General features: G+C 30.1%; 13 protein-coding genes. 7 read left to right on the top strand and 6 right to left on the bottom strand.

Annotated features, from left to right (window positions below; genetic code table 11):
- The first annotated feature begins 103 nt into the window (after positions 1-103).
- The 3 genes from JK634_RS11550 to JK634_RS11560 all read left to right on the top strand — a co-directional run bounded on the left by JK634_RS11550 (position 104) and on the right by JK634_RS11560 (position 2104).
- A complete protein-coding gene (locus tag JK634_RS11550; protein WP_202767795.1) occupies positions 104-535 on the top strand; it encodes a hypothetical protein in 432 nt (143 codons plus the stop codon).
- 117 nt (positions 536-652) lie between these two features.
- Complete coding sequence (locus JK634_RS11555) at positions 653-1312, top strand: metal ABC transporter ATP-binding protein (protein WP_202767796.1); 660 nt, start codon at positions 653-655, stop codon at positions 1310-1312.
- On the top strand, positions 1313-2104 hold the full coding sequence (locus JK634_RS11560; RefSeq protein ID WP_202767797.1) for a metal ABC transporter permease: 792 nt from the start codon (positions 1313-1315) through the stop codon (positions 2102-2104).
- Between the two features lie 46 nt (positions 2105-2150).
- Here the strand turns inward: JK634_RS11560 and JK634_RS11565 are convergent, their stop codons facing one another.
- Both JK634_RS11565 and JK634_RS11570 read right to left on the bottom strand, forming a co-directional pair.
- A complete protein-coding gene (locus JK634_RS11565; RefSeq protein WP_202767798.1) occupies positions 2151-2567 on the bottom strand; it encodes a Fur family transcriptional regulator in 417 nt (138 codons plus the stop codon).
- Positions 2568-2695: 128 nt separating this feature from the next.
- Positions 2696-3241 carry a manganese efflux pump MntP gene (locus tag JK634_RS11570; RefSeq protein WP_202767799.1) on the bottom strand — a complete coding sequence of 182 codons (546 nt, stop codon included), beginning with the start codon at positions 3239-3241 and terminating at the stop codon, positions 2696-2698.
- A 281-nt stretch (positions 3242-3522) separates the two neighbouring features.
- Between JK634_RS11570 and JK634_RS11575 the strand changes: the two genes are divergently transcribed.
- Positions 3523-4746 (top strand): 6-phosphofructokinase, encoded by a 1224-nt coding sequence (locus tag JK634_RS11575; RefSeq protein WP_202767800.1) that lies wholly within the window; start codon positions 3523-3525, stop codon positions 4744-4746.
- A gap of 55 nt (positions 4747-4801) precedes the next feature.
- Here JK634_RS11575 and JK634_RS11580 read toward each other — a convergent pair whose 3' ends face one another.
- Positions 4802-6097 (bottom strand): aminotransferase class V-fold PLP-dependent enzyme, encoded by a 1296-nt coding sequence (locus tag JK634_RS11580; protein ID WP_202767801.1) that lies wholly within the window; start codon positions 6095-6097, stop codon positions 4802-4804.
- 130 nt (positions 6098-6227) lie between these two features.
- Between JK634_RS11580 and JK634_RS11585 the strand changes: the two genes are divergently transcribed.
- Both JK634_RS11585 and JK634_RS11590 read left to right on the top strand, forming a co-directional pair.
- Complete coding sequence (locus JK634_RS11585; RefSeq protein WP_202767802.1) at positions 6228-6659, top strand: hypothetical protein; 432 nt, start codon at positions 6228-6230, stop codon at positions 6657-6659.
- A gap of 10 nt (positions 6660-6669) precedes the next feature.
- Complete coding sequence (locus JK634_RS11590; RefSeq protein WP_202767803.1) at positions 6670-7326, top strand: DUF4397 domain-containing protein; 657 nt, start codon at positions 6670-6672, stop codon at positions 7324-7326.
- Positions 7327-7404: 78 nt separating this feature from the next.
- Here JK634_RS11590 and JK634_RS11595 read toward each other — a convergent pair whose 3' ends face one another.
- The 3 genes from JK634_RS11595 to JK634_RS11605 are packed head-to-tail and all read right to left on the bottom strand — an operon-like array spanning position 7405 to position 10520.
- Complete coding sequence (locus JK634_RS11595; protein WP_202767804.1) at positions 7405-8610, bottom strand: ABC transporter permease; 1206 nt, start codon at positions 8608-8610, stop codon at positions 7405-7407.
- Positions 8611-8634: 24 nt separating this feature from the next.
- Complete coding sequence (locus JK634_RS11600) at positions 8635-9327, bottom strand: ATP-binding cassette domain-containing protein (protein ID WP_202767805.1); 693 nt, start codon at positions 9325-9327, stop codon at positions 8635-8637.
- 29 nt (positions 9328-9356) lie between these two features.
- Entirely contained in the window at positions 9357-10520 is a 1164-nt protein-coding gene (locus JK634_RS11605; RefSeq protein WP_202767806.1) for an efflux RND transporter periplasmic adaptor subunit, read from the bottom strand.
- 162 nt (positions 10521-10682) lie between these two features.
- On the opposite strand from JK634_RS11605, the gene abc-f reads away from it, so the two are divergent.
- On the top strand, positions 10683-12602 hold the full coding sequence (gene abc-f / locus JK634_RS11610; protein ID WP_202767807.1) for a ribosomal protection-like ABC-F family protein: 1920 nt from the start codon (positions 10683-10685) through the stop codon (positions 12600-12602).
- Positions 12603-12619: the final 17 nt, after the last annotated feature.

Raw genomic sequence — 12619 nt, forward strand, 5'->3', positions numbered from 1 at the left:
ACATAATTATTATATACCTATTATATGTTTTTATAAGCTTCAGATGCAATAACTCTTTATAATTTTACCATAATTTGGTAATATATTATTTGGAGGTGTTTTTATGAGTACTGCAAGAAGATTAGATAATAGAAGAATTTCAAAAAAAACTATTGATACAAATAGTCGTTTATATCGATTTAACATTCGTAAGAAACGAAAAATTAAACTAGTACTTACCAGAGCTATTATTATAGCTTTGCTACTTATTCCCTTAACTATAGTAGGAAGGACTTTGTACATTAACTATAAATGCAAAGATATATACTATGCAGTGGATTATTATATGACTTCTAAGTATGCAAAAGATTATAAACTCCTTAGAGTAAAAGAAGTTAACTTGACTTATGAAGACGATAAAACTGCACAAGTAACTGCTTCTGGATTAGAGGATACATCCCCGCATAAATATTCTTCATATAAAGTGTCTTTTGAAAAAACATCTAAAGGTTATTGGCAAATAGATAATATTTCTCCAGTTAATAATGACAAGTAAAAATATTATTGTATTAATATTTTTTGTTGCAAACCATTTGCAATTAGTTATATAATTTAATATGTATTTTAAATTTTAAATACATTAATTATTAACAACTGCAGGAGCTGATTTAATTTGATACAAATAAACGATTTAACCTTTTCCTATTCAGGTGGTATGCCTTATATATTAAATAATATTAATTTAAATATCCCAAAAGGAAGTTTTACTTCAATAATAGGCGAGAATGGGAGTGCAAAAACTACATTGTTAAAGCTATTACTTGGTATTTTAACTCCATTAAAAGGTGACATAACTATTGAAAAATGCTCTATTGGTTATGTTGCTCAAAAAGTTGATGGATTTAATAGCAGCTTTCCTATAACTGTCTATGAATTGCTTAAGGTGCACTGCAGAACCATTGGTATTAAAGGTTCAAACTCCATTGATAGTATTCTTGATTATGTAAATATGAAAGATTTTAAAAATTCCTTAGTGGGCTCACTATCTGGAGGACAGCAACAAAGAGTATTTATTGCAAAAGCTTTGCTTGGAGAACCAGAACTTTTAATGTTAGATGAGCTTTCCTCTGGAGTCGATGAAAAAAATCAGATAGAACTTTATGCCTTACTACAAAGATTAAACAGAGAAAAAGGGCTTACTATACTCTCTGTTGATCATAATATTACAAGAGCTTTAGAGTATTCTACTCATGTTATAGATGTTAGAGATTTCAATGCCTCACTTTATGAACTAAATGAATATGAGACACAAAGAGAAAGGGAGGTTTTATAAATGCTGTCATACGAATTTATGCAAAAAGCCCTTTTAGCAGGACTTATGATTTCAATTCTTTGTCCTAGTATAGGCTTATTTATTGTATTACGCCGCTATTCTATGATTGGAGATACACTTTCCCACTCCTCCTTCGCAGGGGTTGCCATTGGGCTTGTAAGTGGTATTAATCCATTGTTCACCTCTCTTGCTTTTACAACCTTATGTGCTGTTGTAATTGAATTTTTAAGAGGATATTTTAAAAAATATGCTGAGCTTGTTATGTCAATTGTTCTTACCTTAAGTTTAGGACTTGCAATTATACTTGTAAGTTCTGGTAAAACAACTGCCAAAGTAAGTTCGTATCTATTCGGAAGTATACTAACTGTAAACTCCAGTGAGTTATTATTGATATTTATCGTATCCCTAATATGCATGGGTGTTCTCTATTTTTTCTATAACCAACTGGTGTATATTACTTTCGATGAGGAAGGTGCAAAAGTTTCTGGTGTTAAGGTAAAGGTAATAAACTATATTTTCACCTTACTGATTGGAGCAACTATCTCTGTATCTATTAGAATAATGGGAATATTAGTGATTTCTTCAATAATAGTAGTTCCAGTTGCTACTGCACTGGTTATAAAAAAAGGATTTAAGACTACTCTATTACTTTCAATTATATTTGGGATGATTGATGTTTTAGGAGGTCTTGTATTATCTTATTATGGCAATTCCGCTCCAGGTGGAACCATTGCATTAATGAGCGTTATAACTTTAATATTAGTAATTATATTCAATAAAAAGAATTATTAAAGTAATAGAACCCCTTACTTCATTATTGAAGTAAAGGGTTCTATATTTACTTATTTTTCTTATTACATTCATCACAAATTCCATGTAACTTAATTGAATGTTCTGTTATCTTAAAACCAGCTTCCGAATTTATTATCTCTTGAATTTGTTTAATAGGACATGGTACAAGAACTTCTTTACTACACATATCGCATTTCAATAAATGCTTATGGTCATCTCTCTTTAAAGAATATCCATAGCACCCTTCTGGTAAGAAAAGTTTATCCACTATATCTTTATCGTCAAAAAGCTCCAATGTTCTATAAACTGTTGATAAATTAACATCATTATCCTGTTCACCTAATAATGAATATATCTCTTCAGCAGTTAAACTTTTATTGTTTTCTTCGAGTATATTTAAAATTGCCATTCTACCCTTTGTTATTTTCATTTTCTTTTCTTTTAATAGTTCTTCATATTTCATACTTTGCCTCTAAAAATAAATATTGATTTTATATCAAACATATAAATTTTATTCTTTGATATACATTATATCATAAAAATTATAAATTCTAAAAGAGTAAAATAGTTTCCTATAAAAAGCCCTATGCATTATAAAAACATCATTTTAAACCCGAAAATCATCAATATAATTCCACCAATATAGTCTGCATATTTAGCTATGAAGCTTATTCTTTTAGCATACCTGGATATATAAAAAGATATTAGACTTAAAATGAGCGTAGTAATACCAATAATGCTAGTATAGAAAATTACAATTAGCGGATTTATAGTATCATGTAATGCAGTAAATCCAACAACTAAGGCATCAATACTTACAGATATGCCTAGTACGAAATACATTTTGGGATTTAATAGTATACATTCATCCTTTTGCTGCATACCTTCTTTTATCATTAAAACTCCTACAACTGCAATTATAGCTCCCCCTATTATATTAGGTATATTTGCTATATAATTATTAAAATAATATCCTCCTATTGCGCCTATAAGAGATAATAAAAATTGAAAAAATCCAAATGAAATTGCAAAATAAAATTTATTTTTACGTTTAACAGCACAATTAATACCTATACTTAATGCAACTCCAAAGGCATCCATCGCTAAGGCCAATGCAATAATAACTACTCCTATCATTTATACTTCCCCTTTAAGTTCATAATGAGTTCTATATATTTTATTACAAAGTAACATAATTATTCTTACTTAATTTATATGATATTAATAATAAAAATATTAAACATTTAAATAGTATAGCACATTTAATATTTTTTTATTATATAATCGTTTTCTTGTTCTATATGTTGCAAAAAATACCTTTGACATATTAATTACATAGTGTATATTAGTATATGGAGTATTTAAAGCATTAAATAGTATAGCACATTTAATATAATAAGTTTTAAAGGAGATAATTCATGTCTAATTGTATTATTGCACAATCTGGAGGTCCAACCTCTGTTATAAATTCAAGTGTTGTAGGGTTAATTGAAGCAAATAAAGAATTTAAAGCCTTTGATAATGTATATGGCGGATTAAATGGTATTGAAGGAATTTTAGCGAAAAACATTGTGAATTTGAGTGATGTACCTCAAGACCAATTAGATTTATTTAAATACACACCTTCTTCCGGGCTTGGTTCTTGCAGGTATAAATTAAAGGATCATACACAATCCCCTGAAGAATATGAAAAGTTAATGACTATATTAAAAGAATTAGATATTACTGCATTCTTCTATGTAGGTGGTAATGATTCAATGGATACTACAAACAAATTGACTGCCTATGGAAAAGAATTTGGAATAGATATTAAGTTTATCGGAATTCCGAAGACTATTGATAATGATCTTATGTGTACTGATCATACTCCTGGTTTCGGTTCAGCTGGTAAGTTTATTGCAACAACAACTTTAGAGACTTTTTACGACTCTTCTGTTTATATAAATAACGGTATTTTTATATTAGAAACAATGGGTAGAGATACTGGATGGCTTGCAGCTTCAGCTGCATTAGCTCAAAAGAATGGAAAACCAGTTGCTGATTTTATATATCTTCCAGAAAAAACATTTTCATTATATAAATTTTTAGAAGATGTGAAGAAAAAATTTGAAGAAAATAATAAAGTTTACATAGTAGCGTCTGAAGGACTTGTTAATGAGAATGGAGAATTTCTTTCATTAATTAACGGAATTAAATCCCTTGATAGATTTGGACACGCTCAACTAGGTGGTGTTGGAAATTATCTTAGAGCTCAAATAATAAAAGCTGGAATAACAGACAGGGTAAAAGCTTTAGAATTAGGAGTTCTTCAAAGATGTTCAATGCATTCAGCCTCTCAAACAGACATTGATGAAGCTTATCAAGTTGGTTATGATGCATTAAGATATTCATTGGAAAACGAGTCCGGATTTATGGTTGCTATAAAAAGAGAAACAAATTTTCCTTATACATATTCAACCTTTACAGTACCAACTACTGAAATAGCTAATAAGGTTAAGTATTTCCCTAAAGAATGGATTAATGATGCTGGAAATCATATAACTGAAGAAGCTATTGAATACTTAAGACCATTAATAGCTGGAGATCCAAATTTTACATTAGAAAACTTTCTACCAAAATTTAAGGTCTTCAACCAAAGATAATAAAAGGTAGCTCCCATTTACAGTAAAATGGAGCTACCTTTTTCTTTGAGTATTTTTAATATTTTTTTGATATATATTCCATGGTATTAAGGAATGTCCAAAGTTCATCCAACGTATTATATACTCCAAAACTAACCCTAACCATTCCATCCTTTATCATTTTAGGATTCTCCAAATGCTTCTGAATTTCTGATTTAGGAATTCCAAGAAGTCTCTGAACATATGGTTGTGCGCAAAAACATCCATTTCGGGTTGATATTCCACTTAGAGTAGATAATAGTTGTGATAATTCAGTATGATTTATTCCATTGATATTAAATACACCGATACCTAGTCTATCTTTTTGAACAATAGGTACACCATATACTCTTACTCTTTTTATATTCCTTAATCCTTCAAACAAATTTTTTAATAACACTTCTTCTCTTCTCTCTATAGTTTCGTAGCCTATAGCATCAACTTCTTCCAATGCCCCAAGTAATGCTGCAATTCCTAATATATTTGGTGTTCCAGCCTCATCTTTTCCTTCATTATCTTTCCAAATAACTTTATCATCTGTAACTAATTCAACAGTTCCTCCACCTTTTAAATCAGGTTCTCCATTTATTAAGCCATCTTTCTTTCCAATAATAACTCCTACTCCAAATGGTGCATATATTTTATGAGCAGAAAATACAAGGTAATCAATTTCTTCCCCAGATCTAACCCCTGACATATTTATTCTTCTATGCGGTACCAATTGAGCTCCATCAACTATTATACGTCCACCATATCTATGCACCAACCTAGCTATTTTATTTATAGGATTTATATATCCTGTAACATTAGATGCACCAGTAATTGCAAGAAACTTAAACCTATCCATGTTCGCTATTAACTTTTCTTCTAAATCATCTAAAGATATTTTTCCATACTCATCTACATCAATATATTCTAGCTTACATTTTCCTCTCCAAGGTAAATCATTTGAGTGATGCTCCATTCTTGTTGTTATAACTAAATCATCTGCAGAGGTTATTAGTCTACTAGCTAACTTATTTATACCTTCTGTCGTATTTTTAACGTATATAACTTCGTAATCATCTCTATTTTTAAGGGAGAAAAATTCCAATATTTTTTTTCTTGACCCTTCAAACAAATCTGTGCTAATTTGAGATTTATATCCTGCCCCTCTTCCAACACTTCCATACCAAGGCAAGAAGTTATTCAAGTACTGTGCTGCTTTTTTAAATGCTGGGGTAGTAGCTGCATTATCAAAATTAATAAAATTTGCTTTTTGTCCATTAAAAAGCTTTATTTCAGAGTTTACCCCTATAAACTTATTTCTTATTCTCTCATCCTCAGGAAACATATGCATTACCTCCCTATGTATAATACTCAAATTTAAAAGTTTTTGTTAAATAAAGTTCTAATAAAAGCAATTTTTTCATAATTTTTATTAGTAAATTATTTATTTTAACAATATAAATGGAGGTTTAAATATGAATGAATCTAATAAAGATAAGGATTTAACTTTTAGGGTATTTCACGACACCTTAAATTTATCATCTTTTCCAAATGGCTTTGAATCAGGTGTTACTTCACAAAGCCTAATTAAATCAAGTAAGCTTAAAGGTGACTTAAATAATAACCTTTTTTTAAGCACTCAAAGCCAAAATGTTATTAATCCACCTGATCCACTAACTCTAATTAGAACTATAGATGAGGATGAAGATGATAGTTTATTTATTGAAGAAATAAAAGCAGCTAACGACGTGCTAAATAAAATTGAACAGAATAATCCTGGCCTAATAAGTTCATTAAGAGCTTATAATATTCCAAAATCAACATATAAAATGATTGTAAAGAGAATTATAGCTCTCTCTCTTAAATATAATGAAAATAATAAAGTAATGCCATTTGAAAATCTTTAGAGGAGACTAAATGAATTATTTTCAAAATCAATCTTCAAAAAATGGTTTAGGGCAATTGTTCACAAACACTTTGCCTCAAATGGAAATTTTCGTACGTTTTTTTAATACGTCTCCTAGTACTTCATCAATAGATGTTTATATTGACGATACTTTAGCATTTAGTAATATTGAATATAAGGAGTATTCAATTTACGTTCCTTTAATTACCGGAGAACATAAAATCTCTATATTTTTATCTAGAGATAATAAGCTTCCAATAGCCTCTAAAATAATTGAACTATCGCCTCATTCTATTTATACTATAGCTATAATAAATAAATTAAACTTATTAGATTTAATCCCTATAATAGATGGAAATAAATCCCATAGCTTTGGAACTACTTTTTTTAGATTTATCCATCTATCACCGGAAGCACCACTACTTAATCTTGTAAATAAGAAAGACAAGAAATTATTTAAATATATAGAATTTGAAGAAAGTACTGGCTATTTGCCATTGACACCTGGAAAATACAATTTTACTATTAGTTCTTCAACAAATAATGTTATTTATCTTAGAGTTCAACCAATAAATTTAATTGCAAATAATTTTTATACGCTTTATGTAGTTGGACTGCTCAATAACTGCCCAAAAATGGAGACATTTATCATCAAAGATGGTTTGTAAAAATGAACATAATAAAAAGCAGAGAAGCTATCATTTCTAATTTCTCTGCTTTTTACTATGTTTTAATTTAAATAAGCTTTATTCATATCTTAATGCGTCAATTGGATCTAATTTTGCAGCTTTTCTCGCAGGATATATACCAAAAAATATACCAACAGAAGAGGAGAAAAGAATAACTAAAATAATATCCCTAAGCGATAGTACAGGCGTAACATCTGCATAGCTGCCAATAGCGTAAGCTCCCATAATCCCTAAAATCATACCTATAAGTCCACCTATTAGTGATATAATTACTGATTCAGTTAAGAATTGAATGAGTATTGCGTTAGTTGTGGCTCCAATTGCTTTTCTTATTCCAATTTCTCTAGTTCTTTCTGTTACTGAAACTAACATAATATTCATAACGCCAATCCCTCCAACCACAAGAGAAATGGCTGCTACAGCACCTATGAAAGATGTAAAAATATCTATTATCTTATTGACTTGATCAACTTGTTTTAATAGTTTTTCTCCACTATATAAATCTTCTCCACGATTATTATGCTTTGCGCTTAGAATATTTAATGATTCATTTATTGCATCATCAGTTGTTTCCTTACTATTTGACACAATATAAATATTATCAATAGATAAATCGTCATACATATTTCTTAATGCAGTAATTGGAACATTTACCATTGCAGGCATCTGATCATTAAATGATCCTCCCATGTAGGAAGCACTTTTTGTAACACCTACTATTTTAAATTTTTTAATATTGGCATCCTTACCTAAAGTTATGGTCTCATCTACTGCGTCCTTATATCCAAATAAATAAGATGCTGTAATATCATCAATTACTATAACATTCTTTCCATCTTCAACTTCTTTTTCATTGAAAAATCTACCATATAATATCTCTGAATTTTGCACATACTTCATATCTTCATTACTACCAGTCATATATGCTCTTTTGCCTTTATCTTTATACCTTATTGTGCTTTGCCTTGAAGCTGATGCTGATGCATATTTAATATTTTCACCTTTTTCTTTTAAATAATCTACGTCTTTTAAGGTAAAATAATCCCCTTTTGAAGCTTCTTGAGTATCTACTTTAATTTGAGCTGATGAGGAACCTATTTTCTCAAGCTCTCCTGTTATACTCGCCTTTCCCCCTGCCCCTAATGATAAAATTGCTATAACCGAACTTATTCCAATTATTATTCCAAGCATAGTCAAGAAGCTTCTTAATTTATTAGAAACTATACTTTCCTTTGCCATTTTAAAGTTTTCTAACAATCCCATTTTCTAACCTCTTTTCAGATCATTTCATAGTACTATTCTATCTATAACCACATCATCCTCAACAATGTTACCATCTCTTACCTTAAGTATTCGTTTCGCATACTTTGCTATATCTGGTTCATGAGTTACCATTATTATTGTTGCACCTTCATCATTAAGCTGTTGAAATATTTTCATTACTTCTTCTGAAACCTTTGAATCCAAATTACCTGTAGGTTCATCAGCCATAATAACTGATGGACTATTTACTATAGCTCTTGCTATAGCAACTCTTTGCTTTTGTCCTCCTGAAATTTCATTAGGTCTATGCTTAATCCATGGAGTTAATCCAACTCTATCTAATGAATGTAATGCTCTCTCTCTTCTTTCTTTGGCTCCAATTCCACCATATACCATTGGTAGTTCAACATTTTCTAATATACTCATCCTAGGTAACAAATTAAAATTCTGAAATACGAATCCTATTTCTTTATTCCTAATTAAGGCTAATTGATTATCTGTAAGGTTAGAAACATCTTGATTATTTAATATATATGTTCCTTCATCCATCCTATCTAAACAACCAAGCACATTCATAAGTGTGCTTTTTCCTGAGCCAGAAGGGCCCATTATTGCCGTAAATTCTCCCTTCCCTACCACTAATGATACTCCTTTAAGAGCTTCATATACTATATCTCCCGTCCTATATGTTTTTCTCACATTCTTTATTTGAAGCACTCTAACTCCCCCATTACATAGAATTTTTCCTAAGATGATACTGTAACTTTAGTACCATTCGTTATGTTTTCATTTGGGTTTAAAATTACCTCGTCTCCCGCATTAAGTCCCAATAATATTTCAGCATCAGATTCTGTTTGTAATCCTACCTTAACCTCAACTTCTTTTACAACACCATTATTAACCACATAAACATAATATTTATTCCCTTTTGCTGATTTCAAAGCTTCCGCTGGTACTGAAAGTGCACCACTCTTCTCTCCTAGTAAAATATCTACATCTACATCAAACTCTACCTTTAATCCTTTTATGTCCTCCGTAGGTTTTATTTCGCCACCTAATGATACTTCCCCAGCAGCCAATGGATTTGAAGTATCTTGCTTTGCCGCAGGGTCTATGAATGAAACTACTCCAGGCACATCACCTTCAGGTCCATGTATCACAACTTTAGAATTCACTGCCACTTTACTTGAATCATTCTTATTTAGTGATATTTTAATCTTTAAATCACTCAAATCTTGTAATGTTAAAGCTTTAATAGTAGGATTACCTACTGAGCCCTCAGATAGATTAAGTGCTGTAACTGTGCCATTAAAATCTGCTACAATACTCCCTCCCATTGTTGATACCTTATTTTTAGCACTATCTAGCTGAATTTTGGCAAGGTCCACTGCACTTTGTGCTTGCTTTATTTGTGTATCGCTGATAGGTATTAATTGGTTTCTGTTTAATTTTGCTAAAGCTAATGCTTGAGCACTTGCAGCATCTGTTTTACCTTCTAATTGTTTTATTGTATCATCCAGTTGCTTAATGTTATTATCAATAGTACCTTTTTTGCTGATTAAATCATTATATTGAAGCTGAGCATTATTATAAGATATTTGTGCTTGCTTAATTGCTGAATCTAAATCACTTGTATCGAAAGAAACAAGGGTATCCCCCTTCTTTACATTATCTCCAACTTTAACATATATTTTTGTTACTTTAAGCTGTGATGTATAATAATCTTTAGTATTAGCTGACTCCACTTTTCCAGTGGTACTTAAATATGATTTTAAATCCTTTACATCGGCTTTTGAAGTTCGTACACTTATATCCTTCTTCTTTCCAACTGATAACTTATATACTCCAAATGCAGCAATAGCAATTACGCACAGGATTGCTATATTTCTAATTATTTTTTTATTCTTCATAGCGATCTTTTCCCCTCTCAATAAATCTCCATAATTATAATATACTAATAATACCTTCTTTCAATTCACTAAACAATTGTTTTATTATATATTAAATTAGAATTTTGCAATTATATATAGTATAATAAAATTGAATTTTTATCCCCAATAAGGAGTAGTAAAATGATTATTTTAGGATGTAAGGATTTAGAAAAAAGTTATGGTACAAAAGTAATACTTAATAAATTAAGCTTCTCAGTTAATGAGGGTGAAAAAGTTGGAATTATAGGGGCCAATGGTGAAGGGAAATCCACCTTATTTAAAATATTAACAGGTGAGTTATCTCAAGATTCAGGTGACGTCTTTTTAGATAAAAACAAAACATTAGGATACTTATCTCAACATTTGGCTTTAGATGAAGATAGTACAATTTACAGTGAAGCTTTAAGTGTATTTCAAGAATTGCTCGATATAGAGGCTCGTCTACTAGTTTTAGAGGAAAAATTAAAGGAACCTTATGATGAAAATAAGGCCTCCTATCACGAGAAATTAATAACTGATTACACTACCCTTCAGGATATATATTCCCATAGAGGTGGCTATACATATAAAGGTGAAATATCTAGAGTAATTAGAGGGCTGGGGTTTACTGAACTTGATTTTGATAAGAATATATTTAACTTAAGTGGTGGTCAAAAAACTAGGGTCGCACTAATTAAGTTACTTTTAAGAAATCCTGATATTTTGCTACTAGATGAACCTACCAATCATCTAGACTTGGAAGCAATTGAATGGCTTGAAGAATACTTATTAAGCTATAAAGGAAGCGTACTAGTAATTTCTCATGATAGATTTTTCTTAGATAAAGTTACAACAGGTACTTTTGAATTAATACAAGGTTCAATATATTGCTATAGTGCTCCATATACTAAATTTTTAGAATTAAGAAAAAAAGATATAGAAGCACGTACTAAAGCATATAACCTTCAACAAGCGGAAATTAAAAGGCAAAAAGAAATAATTGAACGCTTCAGATCTTTTAATAGAGAAAAAAGTATACGTGCTGCAGAAAGTAGAGAAAAAGCTCTCGAAAAAATGGAGCTTTTAGATTCACCTGAAAAAGAAAAAGCAGCCTCTAAAATTTCTTTTGAAACAAGAGTGAAGAGTGGAAATGATGTTCTACATATTGAAAATTTAAAAAAATCTTATGGTGACAATTTATTATTTGATAATCTATCTTTCGATTTGAAAAGAGGAGATAAAGTTGCTTTAATCGGTGAAAACGGAAGAGGAAAAACCACATTATTCAAAATAATATTAGATAATATTAAGCCCGATAGTGGTATTAAGGTAATAGGAAGAAATGTTGAGCTTGGATATTACGATCAAGAACAATCGGATTTAAATCTAAACAATACTATTTTAGCTGAGGTATGGGATGCTTTTCCTGAATTAACTACTTCAGAAGTTAGAGGTGCATTAGCAGCTTTTTTATTTAAAGGAGAAGATGTTTTTAAAAATATCTCTTTACTAAGTGGTGGTGAAAAATGCAGAATAAATCTTCTTAAATTAATGCTAGCGAAAGGAAACTTATTATTACTTGATGAGCCAACTAATCATTTAGATATCTTATCAAGAGAAGCTCTTGAAGACGCTATTTTATCTTATGATGGAACACTCATGGTAATCTCACATGACAGATATTTTCTAAATAAAGTAATAGATAAGATTTATGAACTTAATGCTGATGGAATAAAAGAATACTTAGGAAACTACACTTATTATTCTGAGAAGAAAAAGAACCCTACTAGATATGAACAGCTTAACGAAGTTCAAGGAAAAACAAAAACCCAAATTAGAGAAGAAAAGCGCAAGCAAAAGGAATCAGAAAAAGAAACTAAAGCTTTTAAACTCCGAATTCAAAATATTGAAAAAGAAATTGCAAATTCTGAAGACACTCTTCTAAAACTTCAAGAACAACAATGTCTTCCAGAAGTATACTCCAATCCAGAAAAGAGTGGAACTATAAATAAACAAATTTCTGAAATTCAAAATAAAATTGATGAACTATATGAAGAATGGGAAACTTTAGCTGAAAATTAAATTATAAAAGCAGAAAC

The sequence above is a fragment of the Clostridium paridis genome (assembly GCF_016765615.1).
Taxonomy (GTDB): domain Bacteria; phylum Bacillota; class Clostridia; order Clostridiales; family Clostridiaceae; genus Clostridium_T; species Clostridium_T paridis.